This is a genomic window from Pedobacter borealis DSM 19626, assembly GCF_000708285.2.
In the GTDB taxonomy this organism is placed as follows: domain Bacteria; phylum Bacteroidota; class Bacteroidia; order Sphingobacteriales; family Sphingobacteriaceae; genus Pedobacter; species Pedobacter borealis.
Genome location: NZ_JAUG01000043.1, coordinates 1 through 25,660, shown reverse-complemented (window position 1 = coordinate 25,660; position 25,660 = coordinate 1). Strand labels below are relative to the sequence as shown.

Sequence of the window (25,660 nt, the reverse complement as noted above, 5' to 3'; positions counted from 1 at the left end):
ATTTAAATTTTTATTGTTATCGTTGTTATTAATTTTCTGTAAAGATGCACCTCAAAATTAGACTCAACCACTTTTTTACACAAACACCTACTTTTGTAAGATAAAAACCTCATTTCAATAGATTAAAAGAAAAAAATGAACTTTTTAAACCCAAAAATATTCTACGAAAAGTATAAATTTCACTTATTGGTTTGGAGTCTTTACATCGTTTATGAGGTATTTATTCTTGGTTTAGCTACCAACAGATTCAGAGAACCTGGAGCTTATCTGCTTGTATATATTGTTAGTATTGCAACGTTCTATACTCATGGCTTTTTACTAAAAAAAATATTAAAAACGGGTTCGAATGCTATAAAAACATTAAAGATTACCCTGCTAATTTTTGTAATCATTTTCGCATATGTTGTTTCTACATTTCTTCTCATAATCCTATTCGAAAAAACAAGACTAATTGCTACAAATCCAGCTAGAACTTTTGACAGGGAATTTGTATTGGCCTGCATCTATCGTTCAATATTGTATGTTGGTTATTCTACGGGCTATGTTTATATCACCAAATCATTTCAGGATCAGAAGAAAGTAGAAGCCTTAGAACGACAAAACCTGGTTACCCAGATAGAGAAACAGGCTTTAGAGAACGATCTGGTTCAATCGCAAAACAATTATCTGCGCAGTCAGATCAACCCACACTTTCTTTTTAATACTTTAAACTTTATTTATAACGACGCCCGCAAAAAGGCACCTATGGCGGCAGATGCCATTATGAATCTGGCCGAAATGATGCGTTATGCCCTAAAACGTCCTGAAGCATCAGAAATGGTTCCACTAAGTGAAGAAATTGAGCAAATTGAACACCTGATTAATCTGCATAAACTCCGAACGGCTAACACAATTAATCTGGAACTTGAGGTAACGGGCGATATGTTCGGGTTAAGATTTCCACCGCTTATCTTATTAACTTTGGCAGAAAACATATTTAAGCATGGAAATGTTTCACACTCTACTCAACAGGCCCTTATTAAAATTGCTTACCAAAATGACAACCTTCATATCAGTACCATAAACATGATTAATGATAATAGAGGCAAACAGACAGAAAGCCATCATGTAGGGATTGTCAATATTAGCAAGCGCCTGAGTAATTTTTATGGCAATGATTATGTATTCAGGTATTACAAAGACCCGCTTAACCGGTATATTACTGAAATAAATGTAACTGTTGTTAACCCCTTAGCCAAGTTAAACCGTTAAGCTTTCATTGCATTTTGACGCTGGATATCTTTTAGCAGAAAATAATACATAACCATTTCATGTGTCCGCTGATCTTTGCTGAAAAATCTGTTTACGTGCATATGCATTAAATCAGTTAATAGCTTTAGTGCATTTTCGGGAGCACATTGTTTAAGAATTTTGATAAACGAATCTGAAAACTTATCGAACTTCTGCTCCTGCGCTGTTGTTAAAACCATCCACTCTGTTTTACGAAACTCCTGGTAGTGATTGTTTAATTGTTTAAAATCGGCAGCATCTAATCGATGTTCCTCATTAAAGGTATCAGACATTATGCTCACGATCTTATTGATGGCCAGCTTATCTATAATGTTAGACCCGATAACCTTTGAAATCAAAAGGCTACACAATTTATATTTATTGAAATCATCGGTCTGAGTTTCTAAAAGCGATAATACAAATTCACTATCTACAGCAAAATGCTGCTCAACATCTTCGATCATGTTGCTGCCATAACGCTCTAACTCTCGCTTATAGGTCTTAATCTGTACATCAGACACCAAACCTGAATTTAAAAACAATTCCAGATCATCCATGAGTTTTGATGTTAACAGCTGCCCATCTATTGGATTGTTTAGTTGAACCCTAAACCTGATGTGGTTTCCATTTTCATTGTAGCGGATAAAAAACCACGATTTGACCTGATCTGTATGAGTGGAGATGAAAGGCGCAATTACATCTGTCAAAATCTGATCACCGCGTTGCTGGTGGCAATAAATTTCGAAATACAGCCATTCTTTACCTGGCAGGAAAAATCGCGTTACTTCAGCATTTGCTGATGTTTTAGCCAAACCACGATAAATCTGTTCGCTATGACCTATACTTAAAACAAACTGGGCTAAATAGGGTTTAGCTGCTTCATCAACCACGATACTGTTTTGAGGCAGTAACATTTCTTCTATGTAAGTACTCCCATGTTTTTGCAGGTATTGCAGAAAAGCATTTATATCATCGTCGTTTTGTAGTGCAAAGCATAATGTCTGATCGGATATACCTGCTTTAAAATATTCGCTAACACCTAAATTGCTCAAATATGACCTACAGTTGGCGACAGATAGCCACTTTTGATCGGCACCTAAAAGGGCTTCTTTTTTAATCCTCCATTTATTACTGCTTAAAACTATATTTTGATATTGTAACCTTGGATAATAATCCAAATCAGGGAAAATAGTATCAAGTGGAAAGGAAAGATTGGTTTGAATGCCTTGATGTTGCAAATCGCACAGTAACCTAAATACAGAAAGATCTGAACGGATGTAGTTGTACGCAGAAGCCATTCTTGGTACGAGCCGTTTATTTAAATGCTTAGAGCGAAGGATGATCTCTGTGCCCCGAATTGAAATCTGTATATCATTTAAGGCAAGTGGCGATGCTGAGGTATCAAAATTTAAGATTGATAATTGATGCCCATAAATCAGTTTTCGCCTGTTTACATTATCTACATTGGCCTCTACCATATAGGCCACATCAAAAAATAAAACCTCGGGGTTTGCTTGTTGTTCGGCGGCAGCAATGTTTTTAGCATATTGTGTTACATCATCGGCTGCCATTGTAAATCTTCCGCTTAATGCATTTGATGTTGCTCCACCTATCTGTTCGATAAAAATCAAATCGTCATGAACAGACATTACCATGCTAAATGAATTAGGTAAGGCTGCTAATTTCTGATTCGGCGTTAAGGTAAGTTTGTTCAGATAAACAGTTTTACCTTTTTCGAAGTTTTGTTCAGTCAGGAAGGTTTTTAATGCCGTTTTAATATTTTCTGTCTCTGCTTTTTTCGGTGGCTTAGTATTGAAGCGTGTGATAAACTCGCTGTTTTGACCAGCTTGTTCCAGCTCATCGTAACCTACACCCATTTCGGGATCTAGCGCCAATAAAAGCGGTACTTCCTGATCTTCAAATTTCTTTTTAAACCTGATCTGAAACTGGCTAAGGGCATCACGATCTTTTGCGGGCATTACACTGTGGAGCAAATTGATCAAAGCTGGAATAGCCTGAAGGAAACGTTCATTAATACCTCCCGATAAAGCTGTGCGCTGCGCGATAAGGTATTTTGGCAACTCAGCCGTAGCGGTGAGTCCTAAACGTTCAAAATAATCATCCCCTATAATATTGGGATCGTAATTGGTAAAAACAAGCTGTAAATCGTGCATATCGTGCAGCAAACCAAACAGATTTTCGGTTTCAGCATCATTTAAATTTAATTGTTTTGCCAGATCGTTAAGCCTGATCGGTGTTAAGCAAGCAGCCAATATTTGCTTTACAAAATCGTCTTGATCTAACTCGGCCAATTCGAAAACACCATCGGTACAGGCGATATAACGGATACTGTTGGGCGTTAAATAATAACTGCTGTTACTAAATATGAGGCAGTTCTTTTGCAGCACTTCTGCCAATGGCAATTGAATATTATTCTTATAAGGCCAATCAACCAATTCTCGTACCTTTTGGGTTTCTTCAACTACTATTCTGCTTTCCGATGATTTAATGGCATTGTTTAACAAACTAAAACCGGCAAAGGTACCATATGGGGTTGACCGGAATTTCGCACGGTTAAAATATTTCCAGATGGTAAAATAAACTTTAGGTGGAAGATCTTTTAGTTCGTTTGCCTTTACTTCTTTTATGGTTTCGTAAAATGTTGCAGAAGATATTGCAATTGCTGCTTTTAATTCCTCCCAACAATCTACCAGTTCAGATTGATATGAAAATTTAGGTGTTCTAAAAATTACGGTTGGTTGAATATTAAGCTTCATTGAATTTAAAATGGTAGGCGAAAATTACAAAGATTAATTTAAAAAGTTATCAATTGACAGTTTTCAGTTTGCAGTTCCATACGCACAATCCTTTAATAGTGCATTAAAAATTCAGGGGCACATAGGCCTTGATTACAAATCTCCGTTAGTCGGGATTTATAATCCCGTCTCCTGAACTAAGGATTTTCAATCCTTTAATAGTGAATTAGAAATCCAAGGCAAATGAGGCTGTATCATAAGTTCTGATTTCATTCGAACTTGTCACGTTGAGCTTGTCGAAATGCTTTGAAGGGCATTTAAACAGGTCCTTCGACAGGCTCTCCACAGGAGTCCTTTGGACAGGATGACAATTCTATATTTATGATACAACCTCTTTCCGTATAGGCTTGTATTTTATTTATCTTAAACCACATAAACTAAGGGGCTTAAACTATCTTCTTTGCGTAGCTATGTAATTTATTATTTTAAACCACATAGAACAGATTCTTAAACTATATTTTCTATGTATCCTTGATTTTAACTAAAGAGAAATTTTCAGAAACCTCATACACTGGATTGCTTAAAATCGGTTTTTGTTACTCATCGGATGAGTTTCATCCGATGAGTAACATTTTTTCGATTAAATTCCCTTCTTAAGTTCGCGATCGATATAAGCCTTCAACCTATTTTTATCTTCAGGTAAGGGACAACGAACCTCTACCCAGTTACCTTTCTTGTCAATTAATAAAAATCTAGGGATTGCACCAATTTTATATTTCCTACCAAAAGACTTACCAATATTATCCAATAGCTGAACACCTTCAAGTTCTTTTTCCTTGATCATACCCAACCACTTTTGCTTATCCTTATCGGCATCCAAAGAGATGCCTACAAACACCACATTGTTGTTTCCTTGATAAGATTGTTCAACTTCTTTCAAGAAAGGCATTTGTGCTTTACAAGGACCACACCAGGTAGCCCAAACATCAATAAATATTACTTTGCCTTTAAAATCTTTCATTGAAACCATTTTACCATTTACATCTGGCAATATAAAGTCAGCTGCCGATTTGCCTATAAAAGCTGTATCTGGAGCAAACTGTTCCAATATGTTATTATATTTCAGCTTTACCGATTCTGGCTTAGCATACTTTGCAAAAGGCAAAAATACTTGTTTGAACTCGCTATAATTATTAATACTAAATTCTTCCAATTGCGACTTCAATAAAAATGATTTTAATGTTTCATTGGAGACAGTATTCATCATATATTGTAATTTCTCCTCATCGCCTAGACTTTGTCTTTTTGGCTCGCTTAGTTCACTTAAACTAAACTTGGCGTACAAATTTAGATACTCACTCCCTTCTCCAAGCAGCAGCAAATTTGCGGAACTGATTTTGTTTTGATGAAGTACCTGGCTATAATAAGCTGGCACATTTGAAAACTCTTTAGCTGGTAACCAAAATAAGTGTTTCTTGCCAGCCAAGTTTAACAAGGAACGCATAATAAGCAAACTGTTATCTAACTGTGCTACTGTTTTAAACGACTGGTTAAACTTAACATTGGCCGTTTGGGCATCCTTCAAAAAGACTGTAATTTTTGGTTGAAGAGTTTGGTAGGCTAAACTAAATGCTGCTGAATCTAAAATAGCACTATATTTCTGCTCTAACTTATAGCCATAATGCGATGCAGGTTCAATAAGTTGTGCCCAATTATCTAGCACTCTATTTTCGGGCGTCGTTTCCGTCCAATCAGCTTTCACTCCCGATGTACCATCAATATTTAATGAAACTTGATCATTTGGTCTAAGGTATATACGCTTTTTCCATCTACTATTCGACAGGTAATAAAAGCCTTCTTCTTGTACTGGAACCAATAAGCTAAAATAAGTGCCACCCTTTTCTGTACTAAAAGTCTCTATTTTCTCTGAACGGCCTTCTACTACCCTTTCTATGTTTAGATCTCCACCATATTTCCAATTGGTTAAGGTGCCATTTAGCAATGCAGTTGAATATCTGGAAGGTTTTCTTTCCACCTCTATGCCTTTCCCTGTCTTTTCATCAAAATTCGAAGGATTTAAGACCACATTTATATTTTGTTTTGCCTGAAATTGTAACGGAAATGTAGCTCCACGATCTACTTCCAATCTTAAGTGTCCCATTTTCATAATAACGACCTTTATTTGATAGGTCGCATCAGCGCGAAAAGGAATAGAGAACGAAAACTTCTCATTGTTGGGATTTGTGAAATAAGTCGCAATTACCCTTCTCGAACCGGCAACATTACTTACTATCGAGATTTCAGCATGCTTTCTAACGGTGAGCTGTCCGATGATATTAACTTTTTCTTGTGCAAAAGTTTGTACGGTCGCCCATAGGAAACAACAAACCAAGAGAAAAACTTTTTTGTATTGCATTTTATTGTCTTTAGTTTTTGTGGATTAAATTACTTTGAGGCCAATGTTTCATCTAATAGCTTTTTAAAAGCAGGATTTGAAGGCATTGGTGCATCAACGGTTACGATTTTTCCTTCACGATCAAAAATTAAAAATCTTGGGATACCTTCAACTTTATAATAATTATGGATAGATTCAGTGGCGTTTGATAATAATTCCAAAGTAGCAAAGCCTTTTTTAACGACAAAATTTTTCCAAACGTCTTTTCGAGATAAGCCATCAACCGAGATCCCGATAAATACAATATCGTTTCTGTCTTTGTAATATTCGTGTTCTATTTTCGCCATCACCGGTTTCTCGGCTAAGCATGGCGCACACCACATAGCCCATAAATCGATAATGACCACTTTTCCTTTGAACTCTGCTAAAGTATGAACTTTGTCATTTATATCTTTTAATGCAAAATTATACCCGGGAGTGCCATTTGCAAAGAGATAAAGTTCTTCATACTTTTTCTGGTAAGCCGCTTTAAGTTCCGTTGAATTAAATAATGCTTTATAGGGTTGAATGTAGTTTACAAAATCTTCATACTTTCTTAAAGCCCGCATATGATAAGCTAAATAGACCGCTTTAACTTCGTTGTTACAAATTAATGGAACGTTAGCAGCGAAAGATGAAAAATTTAGTGTTATCATTTTTCTCGTTTGATTGAATTTCCAAAATGCAAAAACATAATTGAGCATTTGCATGCCATGTTCTGAATGGAGTAATCGAGGATTACATACAATTTTTGGATCCATCAGCGGCTTGTAAAATGGTTGCACCGTTGCGCTGCTATCATATTCAATATTTAACCGACTTCCAAAATTGAAGAAATTTGCTGCTACAAGATATTGAAGATCGGTTGCAACCTTGTCTGCCAATAATTGATTGTAATAAACATTTGTTGTTTTGCTTTTCTGTAAAAAGGTGGCAGCAAATTTTTCAAGCTCCTTATATTTGGCATAAGGCTGATTAGCTCTGTTTTTTGCGAATTTGCAGTATTGATTAAAAACTGTTGACCAAGTAGCTAGATACTTTGTTTCTATATTGGGCTGGTCTATGATGCAGCTATCGTAATCTAACGAAAGTGTACCGGCGTAACAATTGATTTTTTTCTGATCACCTGCTTTTAAATAGATGGGATAATTAAAACTCAGTTCCTTACCACCAGCCTTTTTGATAAAATAAACCCCTTCTTTCACATCAACAACAAATTTTAACATTCCTTTTTCGTCAGGGCGTTTAAAGCCTAAACTGAGAGGCTCGCCATCTTTTAGCTGATAGAGAAACAATCCGCTTTGTGTATTACCATAAACTGTGAAATTTAAGGTGGCTTTACCGGTACTGGCATTGGCTTCCAATGCACCCCACGTAAATAACAACAAAAATGCTAGTAATTTTTTCATTTGTATATAATTTGAGTTTTATCGTTTATGAAGCTATTATGAGCATATTCATTGCAGCTTTACAGCGGCATGCTCTCGCTTGTTTCACTCCATTTAATGTTTAAATATCGCATGCCTATGGTTTTTAGGCATGCGATAAAATATTATTATTATCCTTAGAACTGATTTTTAAGGCTGTTTTTGATCTGATTCGCAACAAACAATAAATGTTCTTTCGAATCTGTGTCGCTAGCCGATTCCGCAGCTACTAAAATTTCTTTACGTAAGTTTTTCAAATGAAGGGCTAAAACACTGCCGATATCTGAATTGGTGGTCAGTGGTGCCACTTCTTCTGCTAACGGCCCACCAAATAGCAATCCTATTGCATTCGTGCCAGCTTCGGCTTCTTTGATCGACCTCAATATGTTGGCGACGTAACCTTTTTGTATGTCCCTGCGATACATATCAATCGGCTTATTCGTTTTTAGTTCACTCCACACGCCTTCTTTCAAATCGGTTAAATATTCGTTCATCGAATAAGTTTTTTCTTTTCCAAAACGCTGTTGCATGAAGTTCAAGGTATTGAATACGCGATCACTTAACATCTGCGTTAGAATCAGATCTTGAAGTGTGTGCACCCCACCAGCGCGAACAGGGCTACCAATTTTATTTAACAAATTTGGATCTAGCAACCAATAAGGTGTTTCAAGTACATTCTTGTTTAGAAAAGCTACTGCTTCCTTCTGCTTCTCAACAGGTGCAGATTCGTAAACATCGCCAGGTTGATCTGGATTTTTGTAGGTTTCATAAACACTAGCAATGTTTTTTACGACGTGATTCGCATATCTTACAAACTGATTGGCTACCTGTAGATACATTTTCGTTTGATTATTGTACAGGTCGTTGTCTTCTTTTGTCCATTCGGGAAGATGTGCCAGAACATACTTCAAATTTTTAATACCATATTCACTGGCTTTCATATTGTTATCACCTAAATCCTCTGATTGGCAACGTGCATCAAAGTTCATACCCTCACCACCAAACCAAAGCCCTGGATTTGCTTTAAGGCTGTCGGTAATCCATTTAGAAACTATTCTTTTATCCTCCAAATCATCTTTTGCAGCAATATAAGTATAGCCCCATTTAATGGCCCACTTATCATAATCGTTGATGCGTGGCATGATACCTTTTGTACTTATACTATCTTCTGGCTGTGCTACATAGTTAAAACGCGCATAATCCATAATAGAATTGGCAAAACCATGTTCTTCGACCCACTTTTTATCTCTTAATTTTTCCACTGGCGTTAAGCTACTGCTTCCCATGTTATGCCTTAAGCCCAAAGTGTGCCCAACCTCATGTGATGATACAAATCGGATCAGTTCACCCATCAATTCATCGCTGAACTTCATCTTACGTGCCCTAGGATCATTTGGACTTGCCTGTACCATATACCAATCATGTACTAAGCTCATCACGTTGTGGTACCAACCTACATAGCTCTGTAAAATTTCGCCGCTTCTCGGGTCATGTATGTTTGGACCATAGGCATTAGCAACATCAGAAGGCAAATAACGTAACACTTTATAACGTGCATCTTCTAAGCTCATGGTCGTATCGTTTTCTGGCCACTCTTTGCCAATAATTGCATTTTTGAAACCCGCAGCTTTAAATGCTTCATTCCAGTCGTTAATACCTGCGATTAAATATTTACGCCATTGTTTCGGCGTGGCTGGATCAAGGTAATACACAATAGGTTCCTTTGGTTCTACCAATTCGCCTCTTTTGTATTTGGCCATGTCTTCTGCCTTTGGCTCTAGACGGTAGCGGACAATAAAAGTTGTTGGTGCAAAATTCTGTTGCGCATCGGAAATTGGTTGGTATGAATTTGCAAAATAACCTACTCGGAGGTCAAAATGGCGGGGCATCATCGGTTTCTCTGGCATTAACAAAATAGAAGTTGATACCTCTAACGTAATTGCACCACCAATTCTAGCTGCTTCAATTGCAGGCGTTGCGGGGGCTCCTGGTTTAGCTGGAGTTCCTGCTGATGCCGCATAAGTTCTAACCATTTTCAACTCTACGTTTGTAGGATAAGAGGCTACACTTTTCATATAGCTTCTATCTGAAGCAATACCGCTGATAGACATTCTTTGTTTAACCTCCGGACTTAGCATGGTAAAAGTATTCTCTTTTTGCAGAAAATCTGTTGCGTCAATTACCGAACTCTTACCATCTTCTCCTTTGGCCTTGATTTCAAATACCATCGCAATAGGATTAATGTTTGAAATCGCAACAGCCTTTGAAATGGTACTCGTTGAATCTGCCTGATAAACTGTGCTAATTATTCTTAGCATCATTTTTCCGCCGAATCCCTTTTCGAAGCAGATGGTTCTTGTATTCATAATTTCGCCACCGAATTTCGGACTACCACCAGGCACTTTTACCAACCAATTGGTTACCAAAAGCTCTCTTTTTAAAATGGCGTCTGGAATTTCGAAGTAGTACTTATCGCCATTTCTATAAATATTGATCAAACCCATTTTACGTTCAGTATCTTTTGTTACGATTGAACTAATTGGTTTAACACTGCTTTTTTCAGTTTCAGCACTAATTTTCTGAACCTTATCCTGTTGGGCCATCAATGTATTGCAACACCAGGTTAACAACCCAAGAAATATTATTTTAAGTCTCATTGGAATATCTTATCGTTATAATGACTATTCAATTATTTTTTATCCAGATCTAAATATTTATCGATTTTTCCTGATACATATTCCAAATGGGCCACCATTACCGGATCTTGATAAGTAGGAATTGCCGCTTTGCACTGATCCATGATTTTTTTCAAATGCATACGCACAACAACAGGCACATCTGTACCTCCTAAATCTTCAGCAAGCGGCTTAGATGGATCTGGAAGTTTATCACCTTCCTGAGCACATTTAAGCATATAACCTACCGCGGCCTTTTGTAAGACACGTTTATAACTATCTACGGCTTCGTGGCTTTTTAATTCACCCCATAGACCATTATTTAAATCAGTGAATAAATCATCTACAGTATAAGTGTTTGCTTTTCCGTAACGCATTGTGGTGGTGTTCATCCTGAAAAGACGATTTGTGTTAATTAAATAATATAAGGTATTGTCCTGCATCTTTTGAAACTGCTCCTTTTTAGCAGGTTTTTTAAATTTGTTAAGGACATTCTGATCAAAGATCCATGTTGGCGTATCAAACACTTCTTTATTTAAAAAAGCTACCGCAGCTTTCTGAGTTGCTTTAGGTACAGGCACATAAACATCTCCATCTTGTTCTATGCTTTTAATCGTTGTATAAACTCCTCCTACGTTTGAATAAACGTGGCGCATAAGGAAAGAAAACTGGTCACATATGGTATAATATAAATCTGAAGTAGGGTAATAGGTATCATCTTCGGTAACTGTCCATTTAATCAAATTGGCCATCGCTACTTTCAGATTTTTAAGACCATATTCGCTCGCCTTAATTGGATCGTTTCCTAAATCTGCCCACTGTACACTTGGATCGATAGGATCATTAGTATTTCCGCCCTGATCACCTGCAAACCATAGCTTTGAACCTGTTTTGGCTTGATCAAGTATCCATTTTAAACGGATTTTTTTATCGCTTTCAAAATCTTTGGCACCAGTATAGCTATATCCCCATTTGATAGCCCATTTGTCATAATCGCCTATTCCTGGAATTAATCCTTTTCTGGAAATTTTGTCTTCCGGTTGAGCTACGTAATTATAGAAGTTAAGATCCATAATAGAATTGTTAAATGGATGATTTGCTAACCATTTCTGATCTCTTAATTGAGCGATTGGAATTGTAGAACTGCTTCCTAAGTTTTCACGTAAGCCCAATGTAAAGCCTACGTTACGACTAATTTGAGCCCTAATTAAAGCGCCCATTAGCTCATTACTGAACTTCATTGAACGCGCATTAGGATCAACGGGGCCAGCCTGTATCATATACCAATCGTGGAGCGTTTTAATCTGACTATGCGACCATCCGATATAGGTTTGCAAAATTTCGCCCGTGCGCGGATCGCTTAGTTTGGGATTAATCGTGAAAGGATTAACAGAAGGGAAATAACGAACTACGCGATAACGAGCATCTTCCAAATCCATGGTTTTATCATTTTCTGGCCATTCTTTGCCTACAATTGCATTTTTAAAACCAGCTGCTTTAAAAGCTTCATTCCAATCATTAATACCTGCGATGATATATTGTCGCCATTGCTTCGGTGTTGCAGGATCGACATAATAGATCAAAGGTTCCTTTGGCTCTACCAGTGCTCCAGCTTTGTAACGGGCAAGGTCTTCTGGTTTTACCTCTAATCTGTTTTTGGAAATAAAGCGTTTCAAATCTACCTGCTGTTGATCATCAGAAAAAACTTGATAACTTCCTGAACTATAACCAACCCTAGGGTCATAAACCTGTACATTCATTGGGGTTTTAGGCATAATCATTACAGAGTTGCTGATTTCAAATGTAATCCCAACGCTTGCGGTAGCTGGTGCTGCCGCCCCAGGATCAGCTCCATCGGCAGGTTTAGCAGGCGCACCTCCGATGCTATAGGTTTTCATTGATTTAATCTCAATATTTTTCGGGTAAGCTTCCATAGATAAAAGCATGGATCTGTCTGCAGCAGGAGATCCAGTTCCCATTTGTTTTTTCATGTCTGCATCAAACCCAGAAATCAGGTTATCCTTCAGGAAAAAATCAGCAAAATCTACCACCGACGATTTACCGTCTGTTCCTCGTGTCTTTAAGTCGAGAACCATAATAATAGGTTCTACTGTTGCATTTCTTAAGGCACGAGAAATGAAATCTGATGGATTACTTTGCGCAACATTTGTGACTGCACGAACAAATAATTTATCATTAGGTGCTTTTTCAAAGGACACAATCATGGCATTCACCATTTCACCCCCAAATCTTGGACTACCAGTTGGAACTTTTGACAATCGGGTAGTGAATAGAAACTCGCGGTTCAATAAAGAATCTGGAATTTCAAAGTAATAATGATCATCCACAATGTGCACTTTAAAAAACCCCGACTTCGAAATCGCTTTAGCGGTAATAACATCATTGTAAGCTTTCAATTTCACCATTGCCGGTTTCTTCACCGCAGCAGAATCTTGCGCTAAGCTTGTCTGAAATGCGAATAACGCGATTAGCAAGGGGATGAATTTTAATTTGATAAATTTTGGTTTCATTTGTATGTATTATTTATTTAACAAGCAATCAAGCTCTTATCACTATTTTTCAGTTTAAGATTGATTGATGTGGTTTGATAAGTGGAATAAGTATATTAATATTGATAATGGTTAAAGATTATTTTCCTAATGCCTTCTTAAATACTAGGTCTGTAATTTTCTCAAAGCCTGTATAAAGATCAGCGGGGCTTGATGGCGTGCCAATAATCCCTCCTGTGGCATTTAGATTAAAGAAATAAACCCGATGGCCTCCCCCGCTCGAAGTTTCGTCTGTAGCAACAACAAGGACTTTACCTTCTGTTGAGGGAAGATTTGTGGCAGCATAGCCTGAGTTAAAGATTTTCATGACTTTAATTACGGTGCCTGTTGGGAAAGTTAGTCCAGCACTGGCTGTTGAAGTTCCCAATGTTTTGATGCTACAATTGTAGATGATATTTCCGCTGACGTAATAAAGTGATCCCCCTGGCAAGGCCAAATAAGTTGGACTTGCAAATAAGGTAGCAGAATTAATCCCTGGACAGTTTGCTGGCTTTAAAAGATAACGACCCGTTCTAAAATCATTTTTATAGGCAATCGCACGTTGAAACTGAATTAAATTTGTGGTATCACCAGTATTGTTTCTGAAGATGCAATTCCAATACCCATTTCCAGTTGTCATGGGTTGCGCATTTTCTGCATGGACTAAATCATGCTTCATGTTATTTAAATCAAAGCCTGAACCCGTTGTAGGATGTAAATCTGCCGTAGTTCCTGCATAATTCACAAAGTGCTTGTTGGGCAAATCCGGATTAGCAGGAACGAAGGTATTATTATCGGCTCTAAGCAGTAGAAAACAACGATTTGTCTTGTCAAACAAAGTAAAATAAGCGTCGCTATTTGAGGAATTAATCACAAATGGACTAAGGTTAAAACTTCCAATAAAAGGTGGGTTGAAATAGATTGGTAGCGCTTTAACCGTAAGCGCGTTAACTTGTCGATATGAAATTTGATTGTTATTGATGATATATTCCCATCCTGCACTACTGCTTCCAGCGGACCCGTTTAACTGAAAGTTTATTGCACTTGGTGTTGTGACAAACCAACTATCAGCTCTTGTTGAATCTGCAAAATCAATACCTCTTACTTCTAAACCTCCATTAGGATAAAAAAATGATACTCTTTGTAAACGCATGGCGGTTGCATAACTTAATACATTTACTTTGTAAGTGCCTTTAGGTAATTTATGCTGATTAAAAATGGAATAGACATTATCATATACTTTACCTTTTACTGATCCATCCCTTGTGGTAATTACCGATAAATCTGCACCATCTCCGGTCGACATATCTTGCAAGACCAACCAACCTTCATTACCCCATGTAGCTGCCGAAACATTTAAGGCAAAACTTTTATAATAAGCAATTCCGGAGTTCTTATCGGCAAGTTTAACAACCAAGCGGTATAAATTTGGTGGTAAGATTATTTTGGTATCCAATTGTGCTCCTGTGCCCAAAATAGATTTTGGCGGATTAGCATTCGATGGCACATATTGTGTAATTATCCATTCATAATCGAAATTATTCGCTGTCCCGATAGATTGATTCAATTTAAGCCTTACTTTTAAGCTGTCATTTTGATTAAGATTTATCGAATCAGCTGTAATGAACACATTCCGGTCTACCTTATCCAGATCTGTCGCAATCTTAACTACATTTTGCTCCTGATAATCATAGTTTCCTTTATCTTTAGCACAGCCGATAAAAAATACTGTGGCAATGATGGAACCCAAGAGTGCTATTTTTGTCTTTTTCATTGATATATAATTGTTTTTTATCGGTAATGAAGCTATCACGGACATATTCACTTTTGTTTGGGAGAGGTATGCCCATGATGGTTTCATCTGTCTATAATTATTGAAGGTATGTTTCATCATTAATAATTTGCTGGTCCAACTTGTATTAACTGATTATTGGCATCCGGGTCTTTCAATGTTGCTCCGCTCCCTCCATAATTTCCTGGATAGTTTACACGGATATAATTTCTTACAACGGCAACATATTGGTCATAAATTATTGGGTGTTGACCAGCAAAGCGATTCCCAGAGGCAAACTCCGTAACGGTTTCCCCTTTCAAAGGATCATATAGGGCTTCTAAAATCAATTTATACTTCGTTTTTGTCCATGTACCAAAATTGGTAGAGTATCCCGCAAAAGGCAAACCTGTTAATGTACCCCAAGTAACTGGTTGTTGGATATAAGCTAGGTTAATTGTGAGCGACTGTTGCGCGGAGATTCCATTGCCGGGAAAAGCATCATTTGGCTTAATTTTTAAAGCGAATTTTACGGTTGCCGCTTCTAAATCTATGGTCCGGTAAACCGCTATCGAAATGTTGGTTTTGAAAGAATTTGCGGGAATAACCGGATTGGATAACAACTTGAAATGTACCCCCTGCACAGCATTTAGGTCTGGTGAATTTAATACCTCAATTGAAATAGGTCTCGCTGTAGCAGCTGCGTTTCCAAAAACATTGATCGGAATTTGTAACGTATCAATAAGCTTCGTTGGATATTTGGCAAATGAATAGTAAATATTAGGATCGGTTGTGCCAAAAGATAATCCATCAGATTCGGTAAATAAAGCCGGATCTTTTGCACATCCCACGAAAAAGAGGACTGCAAATAACGCTGGTAAATATGATTTTAAATTTTTCATGTCTTTTCTATTGATCAATGGTGAGCGAACTAATGGTTATATTCTACTTCCTTGTCTGGTATTGGGAAAACATAGGCACCAACAGGCACTATCGCCGTGGTTCCAGTAACCAATGCCAAATCTTTATTCAGCCGTTTGTAGTAAAAAAATGTTTGGCCTTCTTGAATGAATTCCTTCTTGTATTCCTTCATGATTTCATTCGAAAGATTGGCTTCATCTGGAATAGCTGTGCTGGTTAAACTATTCAAACCTCTCGCATTCCTAACCTTGTTCAAATAAGATAATCCTGAAGGAACATCTCCTTTTGCACCCAAACACTCAGCAGCGATATAGTACATTTCTGAAACCCTGATTACCGGCATAATATTTTGAAGTAAGTACGGTAACCCAGCGTTTTGAAAAAACTTCGACGGCACATTTAGACCGCTGTTATTGTTGTCAAACCAAGAGATATACCTATAATCAGTGGTACTTCCGGTAGTAGTCGTATAAATAGCGGTTTTATTCGCCGCAGGGAGTTGAAAAGCCCCAGTTTGTATTTCGAATAAAGCACTGTTGATTTTTTGCACATTGGTACTATATAAAGCGAAGACCAATTCCTGCGAAAACAAACGATCTCTAGTCGTATTAGCAATATTCGCTACATTACTTGTGATCAACGGAAATTTACCACTTCCGATTACTGCCTGTGCACTGATAAGTGCGTTTGCAAAATCACCTTTATATTGGTAGGTACGCGCTAGCAAAGATTGGGTTGCCCAGTAGTTCATATGATTTTGCGAATAGGAACTAAACAAATCATAAGAACCTTTCTTAACCGCTGCTGTGTCTGTTTGTGCGAGTAGTAATTTGGCTTTTTTAAGGTCCGAAATACAAGAATCAAGCGCGGTATTTAAAGAAACGAACGGTGTAGACGTAATGTTAAATGTGGTGATGTAAGGAATTGATTTTTCGTTTGCGCCGGTCACGGGAGGTTGTCCATATAAACGGGCTAAATCAAAATGAAATAAAGCCCTCAATGCTAAGGCTTCGCCCTTTACGCGGTAATAATTATCTCGAGTGAAAATCTCTTTTTTATTATCTATCTGAAGCAGTAGATTATTTACATTGGCAATGTTATTATACATCCCACTCCAAATACCGGCGATTTCTGCTTTTACGCCCGCATCAGTATAACTATAGCGGGAAGTATTGGCATATAAACCATTACTAAAAGCCGAAGTGGAGGCATTGGTATAGTTATAAGCCATCACAGAAAGCATCCCAATGGAAAGATCATTCGTGTACAAACCTTGTGATGGACCATTATTAGGCCTATCCATTCCCAAATAAACCCCAGTAAGGGCATCAATAAATCCTTGTTCATCACTAAACAAAGTTTGTTGTGGAAATTTATCCCTTGGTGGCAGATCCAAAAATTTTGAACAACCTGTAAGTCCGAATAAGGAAAGAGATAACAAAAAAAACCGGCTATAAGTTAATAAAGCCATCTTTTTGCTTTTTTGTTTAATTTGCTGATTACTCATATTGCGATACATAAGACTAGAAATTAGTAGATAAGCCAAAACTGAAACTTCTTGAAAAGGGATAACCTGTACCTCTTTCCGTTTTGATGGTAGCTAAACGGGCAAAATTGTTTTGGGTAACCATTAATCGAGGCGCAGAAAGATGTGCCGCTTTTACCCATTTCAAGTTTGCTGGAAAATTATAGCCCACGGTAATGCTAGAAATCTCCAAGAAATTATTCTTTTGTACAAAACGAGAGGTAGCATTAGTTTGCTGTAAGCCATTGGTGCCGTCAGCAACTAGCGATTTAAATGAAGAATGGTCTCCCGGTTGTTTCCATCGTTCTGTTAATACTCTTTCGTCAGCGTTAACCGCTAAAAGATTAACATTCTCAATCTTATCAACCAAAGTTTGATTGTACATATAACCTCCATACTGGAACATCAAGTTAAAGTTCAGTACAAAGTTTTTATAGTTAAAGTTGGACGACATGGATCCTTTAAATTTGCTATTTGCATCTGCTATAGGCTGTTTATCCAACGCATCCCATGTAAAAGTTCTGCTTCCATCTAACTTCACAAATACTTCCTTACCAGAGGCTGGATCAATACCCAATGAAGGCACAGCCCAAATTCTACTCATTGATTGGCCGACAACAAAACGTGGCAATGGTGATTTTTGAGAAATATTTGGGTCGTTTGTGCTGTTGTTGGCCTTATTGATTGATTCAATTGCAGGCGATAATCGGGTAATCACATTAGTGTGATGTCCAGTATTGAAACCAACGGTCCAGAAAATATTCTTTTTGGCATTTTTAATAATCGGCGTTGAAATAGAGATTTCATAGCCCTGATTTTTAGTTCCACCTAAGTTGTCTTGATAATTTACAAATCCAGTTGAAGGAGCTACTTCTAGCGGCAAGATCAAGTTGTCTGTGGTTTCTTGGAATAGTTCAAATGAAGTATTTAACCTGCCATTAAAGAATCCAAGAGTTAACCCAATGTTTTTCTTTAGCGTTTGCTGCCATTTCAAATCAGGATTAGCATAGTTGCCCAATAAAGTTCCCAATTGTAAACGATAATTATTGGTAAAGCTGTACTGATAAACTTGTTGGGACATGTAAGCTGAGAAGCTTTGATTACCTGTAATACCAATACTAGCACGTAATTTTGCGGATTGGATAATATCGTTCGGTTTAAAAAACTTTTCATTTGAGATGTTCCATGCTACACCACCGCCGTAAAATGGTGCTAATTTATTGTTGCTACCAAATTGGGAAGAACCACTCTGATTAATGGTAAATTCGGCAGTATATCGATTTGCATAATTGTAACTTAAACTTAGGTAGTTGGACAAACTCTTGGTCAAGTTCTTTGTTGAGCTTGGTTTTAAATTAGACAAGCCAAAACCATTTGCCAAGCCTAGTTCGTCCAAATAATCATTAGGAATTCCAGCAACCGATATTTGTGTACCTACACTCGATGTTTTTTGAAATGAACCACCTAACGAAGCAAAAAAAGTATGTTTTCCTAAACTTTTGTTAAAATTTGCATTAATTTTTCCATCAATGGAACTATTTATCCCCTTTAATTGCGAATAAGTACCTAATTCAGAAAATACGGTAATGGAGTTTTCAAAGCTGGTATGGTCTGCCGGAAAGAAAGTCTCTGAATTCGGCACATTTCTGCTCCAGCCTAAACTCCCTCTAATTTGAATGGCATCTGAAATAGTCCATTCTACACTCGTGCTGTTACCTATATTAAGATTAGCAGCATAGCTTTTTGAATTCAAGGTCGAATTATAGGCCGTATTGGTCATTATTCCACCAGGTGAAGCAATATCAAAACCCAAGTCTTTAGCTGTAGGTTCAAATACTTTGATAATATTTCCTGAATCATCTTTGTTCTTAAAATAAGGAAACTGAGCTGCGTAATCACTATAACTGCCCCATGGTGTGTTATTGCCTTTCGTATAGCCTAATGTAATACGATTATCAAAACGAAATTTCTTAACAAAATAAATTAGGCTGTAGCCCAATCCGTAACGTTTACGACCGGATTCTTTCATTACACCTTCCGAATCATTGTAGTTTAGGTTTAATGCATACCTAAGCGCTCCAGAACCCCCAGATAACGAAAAGCTATGATTTACGCCAAACCCTACCTGAACTGGTTGAGTTAACCAATCGGTATTTATTCCACTTTTTACATTACTTAAGCGGTAATTATACCATTGTTTCTTGCCGATATCATTGAAAAGATTTTCATCGTTATAAACTCCAGCTAAGCGTTGTGCTTCTAATAAACCCGCAGCATCTAGCAGATGATATGACGATAAATCAGGTAATTCAATGTTAAAATTGACCGAATATGTCGCTCTAATTTTACCAGCCACTGGTTGCTTCGTTTCCACAACAATAACTCCGTTTGCTGCTTTTGAACCGTAAGCGACTGTTGCTGCCGCATCTTTTAATACGGTAATACTCGCTATCAAATTGATATCCATATCATAGATGGTTTGCATAGTCGTTTGAAAACCATCTAAAATAATTAACGGCTCATTTGGGTTGGATAAATAACTCGACATGATATCTCCATTAGATACTGGGGTTGCACTAGTTGTAGCTCCTCCAGTTGTTAACGGTAAATTGTTTTGTCCACGAATCTGGATAATCGGTAATTGATTTGGATCACTACCTAATACATTATTTTCTGTTAATCTAACCGATGGATCAAGTACAGCAAGTGCTTGGATTACACTTCTTGGATTAACTGATTTTAGCTCATCACCTGTATAGGTTTTCGCAGCACCTGTAAAGTTTCCTACTGGTCTTTTATAAAGCCCATTGTTGATGGTTACTTCTGTTAAGGTTGTTGTAGTGCTTTTAAGATTGACAATGAGTGTTTTTTGTCCAATTTCCAACGCGACGTAAGCAACTTTGTAACCTACGAATGAAATTCGCAAGGTTGCTTTAGCCGGAACATTCCTTAATTCAAACGTTCCGTTTAGTGCGGTAGTAGTTACATTGTTGCTGCCTACAAGTTGTACCATTGCGCCTTGGAGAAATTCTCCATTTTCACCCTTTACAACACCGGTCACCGTAGTACTTTGTGCAAATAAAGCAATTGAAAACAGGTTCATCAACAGTAATAATAAAACTCCTTTGCGAACAGGTTTAAATCCTTTATTTAATATTTTATAATTGCTACTCATATGGATTGTACATCGAATTATTTGTTGAAACAATATTTTAAAAAACTACTCAGGCCTAACAAACACATAGGTTGCATTGGCATCTACCGGAACTTTCGTGAATGGCAGCGCAGAAAATGGTGTATTCTTACGTTTGAAATAAAAGAATAGTTGTCCTTCACTAATAAACTCTTTTTGGTATTCTTTTCCGATTTCGTCACTTAAATTGTCAAGCGGTAATGCGGTAAGCGTATACTTTGGCAAATTCCGATGTACCCTTACGCTATCCAATAAATTCGTAGCAGTTAATGCATCATTTTTTTTCACAGCACATTCAGCAGCGATATAGTACATTTCTGTTAAACGAATCATCGGAAAAGAGCTCTTGGTGCCTAAAGGGTAAAACTTTTTAGGCATAAATGGAGACCCTGAGCCTAATCCTGTTGAAGGATCTACAAATGATTTTCTCCAATCTGCAGTGGCTCCATTTCCTGTTACATATAGTTCTGTTTGGCTTGCGGCAGATAAACCTAAAGTAACCTGATCTGTCAATACTGATTTATGGAAGGCTTGCGATTGATAAACAAACAGGTTAAATAAACCTTCATTCGAAAAGAATAAATCTGTATTGTTTTTGGCCAATAAAAATTTATTGCTAGCAATTACTGCATTCGCATAGTTTTGTGCATTCTCATGATCGCCCTTGTACAGATACACACGAGCCAATAAACCTTTCACGGCCCAATTGTTTAAACGATAATCGGTAACATCGTTTGGCTCTAAAAGACTTTCAGCGGTTTTCAAATCGGCTATACACTGCAACATTACCTCGTCTACTGTAGCTGTCGCCGTAGTAGTCGATTGGATTGTTTTAACGTAGGGAATTCCTTTTTCAGTCCCTATTCCGACAGCCGGAGCAGGAGCAAATAGGCGCAGCAAATCAAAATGTAAATAGGCTCTCAAGGCCAAAGCTTCACCTTTATACCTATTGTAATTATTGACAGCCAACATCTCTTTCTTCGCTTCTATGTTAACCAACAAATTGTTGAGGTTAGCGATAGATTGGTACATTTTGCTCCATACATCAGCAGCATAATCTTTTAGTGCTTTATCTTGGAAATTATAGCGAGCACCTTGATAAAATAGGTTGCCTATTGTAGGGCTTATATTCACATCATAACTTCTACCAGTTACCGACAGAACGCCCAGGGTTAGATCTCTTCCATAAAGAGATTGTCCGGCCATTTGCAGATAAACGCCATACAACGCATCTTGAAATCCCTTTTCTGTAGAAAACAATGTAGATTCATCTACTTGCAAAGGTTGCGGTGTATCATTTACCCACTTTTTACATGATGCGGTGCCAAGGATGGTCATGAGCCCTGCAATTACTAATATTTTATTTTTTAAAATCTTCATCTTTGATCTTATTATCATTTCCTAAGTGAGCTTGATTTAAAAATTTGCATTTAGCGAAAAAGTATAGTTACGTTGGAATGGATAGTAAATACCTCGCTCCATCTCCGCGCCTCCCACTTCAAAAGCGTTGTTTATGATGCATCTTAAACCAATGTTTTTGGTCCTGATTTTACTGGCCCACATTTTTGGCAAGCTATAGCCGAGCATAATAGAAGCACACTGAATCTTATCATCTTTTTGGACCATCCTGGTTGTTGCAAAAGTTGGGGCAGTAGCCAATCCATTTACGGAAAGTTTCTTATAAAGGAAATCGGTTGTATTAGGCTGCGTCCAACGTTGCGTTGAAGCTCTTTGATCTACATTGTAAGTGATATCAGCATTTTCTATTCGATCAACCAAAGTTTGATTATAGACTTTTGCACCCAACTGATAGCTAAAATAGATTCCCGCAGAAAACTGTTTGAAAGAAGCATCTGTACCAAATGAACCCGACAATGAAGGCATTAAATCTCCCGCTAAAATTTTATCGTTAGCATCCCAAATAGTTGTTGTTGAACCATCTTTTTTTAGGAACATTTCCTGACCAGTTTGTGCATCAATTCCTAAAGATTGTACTGCCCATATTGCGGAAGGAGAATAGCCGACTTGGTACTGACTTTGTGGTTTGGTTTGGTCTGCAACAACATTGCTGTTGTTGTTGTACACCAATAAACTCGGCGCGATTTCGGCTACTTTATCTTTGTTCCAAAGGCCATTTAGCCTTAGGTTCCAATTAAGGTTATTATGGGTTGCCTTGTAAATAGATCCACTTGCACTAAACTCGGCACCACGGTTTTCTATGCTTCCATAATTCTGATAATAGGCATAAGTAACAAGACCGGTAGAAGGTAATGCAATATCGGGCAAGATCAGTTTAGTTGTTTTCTGTTTATAGATATCGAAACTTAGTGCCAACCTGTTGTTAAACAAGGAGACATCCAAACCTAAGTTCTGTTTAAAGGTTTCTGGCGATTGCAAATTATCGTTGGCATAACCAGTTAAATAGGCACCTAGACCACGACCTATTAAACCAGTTCCGTTACCCGTGGGAATGTATTGTATGCCTGTAAAATAGTTATAGGTTGTTCTGTTGAGATAAGAAAGAAAATTCTGATTACCACTAACCCCAACACTTCCTCTAATTTTTAACTGATTTATCCATTTTGCTTGTTCAAGGAAATGTTCTTTGTTCACATTCCATGAAAGGCCTGTGGCCCAGAATAACATTGCATGTTGTCCAATTGCGGAATAAAAATCATTCGCCCCTGATAAATCTAATTGGTAACGCCCGTTATAGCTATATACGAGGTTCGCAAATGTGGATGCATAGCGTGTTACAATTTTGCCGGTTTCAGGTTTTGAAGCTGAGTAGCTAGTACCAAAAGCAACATCGGCTAATCGGTCTACATTAAAGCCTTGAACAACAAATCCTGCAGATTCACTAGCAGTCTGGATTAAGTTTTGGCCCGCTGTTCCATAGATTTCATGCTGCCCAAATTTCTGATGGTATTGCAATTGTAAACCACCTTCTACATTCATAAAGCTATTTGAAGTATAACGATATAACCCTCTAGTAAATAGATTATCTACAGTTACATTGGCGAAAGCAGTATGATTTGGAGGTAAAAAATAATTAAGCTCATCAGCTTGTTTATTAATTCCAATCATTCCGTTCAATTGTAATTTCTCATTGATTACAAAATTCATGTTAGTCATATTACTAATCCTCGAATAGTCTAAGGCATCAGTTGTTGCCATAGTAGCATTAAAAGCTGGATTCATATAACTCGTTGTTACATCACCTACGGTAACTTCTTCTAAAACCTTTTGTATTTTTCCAGTTGCGGAATCATATATGCTCCAATAAGGATTTTGTTTAGTATAGTTATTAAATGGTCCGTAAGCAGAATTTGATGCAGCTGTTCCTAAATATGAAAATCTGTTATTGAAAGTAAACGATTTGAAATGGCCGCCAAAATAGGCACCTAGCTCAGTCGATTTTCTGCTGGAGCCTTTCATACTACCTTCCTTATCGTTATAAGCAGCTGAAATACTGTATACCATATCATCATTACCACCGCTTAATTGAAGTGAATGCCTCATTCCAATACCTTTACGTAATGGTATTTGTAGCCAGGCTGTATTTGTTCCCTTATTGTAGGCCTGATCATAGCGTTTTGCATAATAGGCACCTAAATCGCCTGTGTAAAGACCGGCTTTATTTTCGATGTCTAACTTTTCTTTAGCGTCCAATATGTTATAAGAAGAAAGATCTGCCGTTGCGATTTGCAATTCTGAGGTAAGTCCAACGTTTAAAAGTCCCCTTTGAGGCTTTAGCGTTTTAACAATGATGATCCCGTTTCCGCCTCGCATACCATAGCTTGCTGTAGCTGATGCGTCCTTCAAAACGGTTACACTATGAATTCGGGTGATGTCTAAATCCGATATGGTTTGCAGGCTAACTTGACTACCATCCAATAAAATAACTGGGGTTCCGGGCGACATGATATTCGATGCCATATAATCCCCTGAGGATGGACCTACTTCAACACCAAAATTACCTGTTTGATTACTAGCAATTGTAGCAGCATAAGGAAAAGTATTTGTACCTCTTAGGCTAACATTTGATAAGGTATTGGGATCTCCACCAATATTGTTATTTCTTGATACTCCAAATGAAGGCACATAATATTTTAATGCATCGATTAAGCTATTGGAATTCACCGCGCGTAATTCATCGCCACTAATTGCCACTGTTGCTCCGGCAAACAATTCGCTGGGCCTGCTGTACATTCCTGTATTTACAATAGAGCCATCTGATGTATCCATGCCTTTTTGCATAAAGACAGTTGAAGTTCCCGATGATATTTTTTTTACTACGCCATAATAACCTGGTTTACTTAAAACGGCAACCGAATCTTTAACACCGCCTTCAAAAGCTATAATACCACCATAGGTGAATTTTATTTGTCCGCCGATTACTACCTTAACACTATCTAACATGGTTAAATTATCTAAGTCTTTCACACTAAGAATTATCTCGCGATTTCGAGAGGTAGTATCAACAACTTTTTTTGCATTTTTTGAATTGCGCACTTGAGCAAAACTTATCTGAAGGTTCAGACAAATGCATATCAAAGTAAATAGGCCAAACACTTTTAATTTCATTGATCAGATTTATTGGTAACAGATTAGTTTATATAGTTTTATACAAATTGAAATATCAAAATTATACAACAGGGAATGAAAATGGAATGGACAATCGAGGGGAATGACTGGATTATGCTTTGAAAATAAGTAAAAGATAGAAACTCTTGGAGCTTTAAAACTATAAAGTGATAAACACATTATTATCCACAAATAAAAAAATCGTAAAAAACGGCAATTCCACCCGAATAAGCCAGTTTTCAGGCTCTTTTTTAACTTAACAAGCAGTCTATATTACAGAAATATTAAGTTTACTGGCTGAGTTTTTCGTTGCTGATTTAACACAAAGATAATGGAGCACCACCAAAATTGCCATTATTAAGCATACCAGATATCTAAAAGAGGCAACTACAATATTCCCCACTTATACGTCCTAATTCTTTTAATACTGATGTGAATAATAGCATTTTTGTGCGCAAATTGATTTAAAAGTAGCACCTAAAATCGCTTGATAAAGCCGTAATGAAAATAGCAAGAAACTAACTATTGACCTGAGTTCGATTATTAAATCTCA

General features: G+C 37.3%; 12 protein-coding genes. 1 reads left to right on the top strand and 11 read right to left on the bottom strand.

From position 1 onward, the window contains the following. The first annotated feature begins 135 nt into the window (after window positions 1–135). The gene (locus tag AW17_RS13080) at window positions 136–1,251 is read left to right on the top strand and encodes a sensor histidine kinase (RefSeq protein ID WP_029277085.1); all 1,116 of its coding nucleotides are present in this window, start codon (window positions 136–138) and stop codon (window positions 1,249–1,251) included. On the opposite strand, the gene AW17_RS13075 is transcribed toward AW17_RS13080, so the two are convergent. The 11 genes from AW17_RS13075 to AW17_RS13025 all read right to left on the bottom strand — a co-directional run bounded on the left by AW17_RS13075 (window position 1,248) and on the right by AW17_RS13025 (window position 24,942). Then, a complete protein-coding gene (locus AW17_RS13075) occupies window positions 1,248–4,046 on the bottom strand; it encodes a lantibiotic dehydratase (protein WP_029277083.1) in 2,799 nt (932 codons plus the stop codon). The genes AW17_RS13080 and AW17_RS13075 overlap by 4 nt on opposite strands. Before the next feature lie 619 nt (window positions 4,047–4,665). Beyond that, window positions 4,666–6,441 carry a TlpA family protein disulfide reductase gene (locus AW17_RS13070; RefSeq protein WP_029277081.1) on the bottom strand — a complete coding sequence of 592 codons (1,776 nt, stop codon included), beginning with the start codon at window positions 6,439–6,441 and terminating at the stop codon, window positions 4,666–4,668. Between the two features lie 29 nt (window positions 6,442–6,470). Further along, the gene (locus tag AW17_RS13065) at window positions 6,471–7,868 is read right to left on the bottom strand and encodes a TlpA family protein disulfide reductase (protein WP_051691824.1); all 1,398 of its coding nucleotides are present in this window, start codon (window positions 7,866–7,868) and stop codon (window positions 6,471–6,473) included. Window positions 7,869–8,023: 155 nt separating this feature from the next. Next, complete coding sequence (locus AW17_RS13060) at window positions 8,024–10,543, bottom strand: zinc-dependent metalloprotease (protein ID WP_083488709.1); 2,520 nt, start codon at window positions 10,541–10,543, stop codon at window positions 8,024–8,026. A gap of 32 nt (window positions 10,544–10,575) precedes the next feature. Further along, entirely contained in the window at window positions 10,576–13,092 is a 2,517-nt protein-coding gene (locus AW17_RS13055; RefSeq protein WP_051691822.1) for a zinc-dependent metalloprotease, read from the bottom strand. A 118-nt stretch (window positions 13,093–13,210) separates the two neighbouring features. Continuing rightward, window positions 13,211–14,884: a PKD-like family lipoprotein gene (locus AW17_RS13050; protein WP_029277073.1), complete on the bottom strand. Its 1,674-nt coding sequence runs from the start codon at window positions 14,882–14,884 to the stop codon at window positions 13,211–13,213. Window positions 14,885–15,003: 119 nt separating this feature from the next. After that, window positions 15,004–15,783 (bottom strand): DUF4843 domain-containing protein, encoded by a 780-nt coding sequence (locus tag AW17_RS13045; RefSeq protein WP_029277071.1) that lies wholly within the window; start codon window positions 15,781–15,783, stop codon window positions 15,004–15,006. A gap of 29 nt (window positions 15,784–15,812) precedes the next feature. After that, complete coding sequence (locus tag AW17_RS13040) at window positions 15,813–17,273, bottom strand: RagB/SusD family nutrient uptake outer membrane protein (protein ID WP_167343676.1); 1,461 nt, start codon at window positions 17,271–17,273, stop codon at window positions 15,813–15,815. 52 nt (window positions 17,274–17,325) lie between these two features. Next, window positions 17,326–20,502 carry a SusC/RagA family TonB-linked outer membrane protein gene (locus AW17_RS13035; protein ID WP_029277067.1) on the bottom strand — a complete coding sequence of 1,059 codons (3,177 nt, stop codon included), beginning with the start codon at window positions 20,500–20,502 and terminating at the stop codon, window positions 17,326–17,328. 45 nt (window positions 20,503–20,547) lie between these two features. Further along, window positions 20,548–21,900: a RagB/SusD family nutrient uptake outer membrane protein gene (locus tag AW17_RS13030; protein WP_029277066.1), complete on the bottom strand. Its 1,353-nt coding sequence runs from the start codon at window positions 21,898–21,900 to the stop codon at window positions 20,548–20,550. 36 nt (window positions 21,901–21,936) lie between these two features. Next, window positions 21,937–24,942, bottom strand: a complete 3,006-nt coding sequence (locus tag AW17_RS13025; protein WP_167343675.1) for a SusC/RagA family TonB-linked outer membrane protein — start codon at window positions 24,940–24,942, stop codon at window positions 21,937–21,939. Window positions 24,943–25,660: the final 718 nt, after the last annotated feature.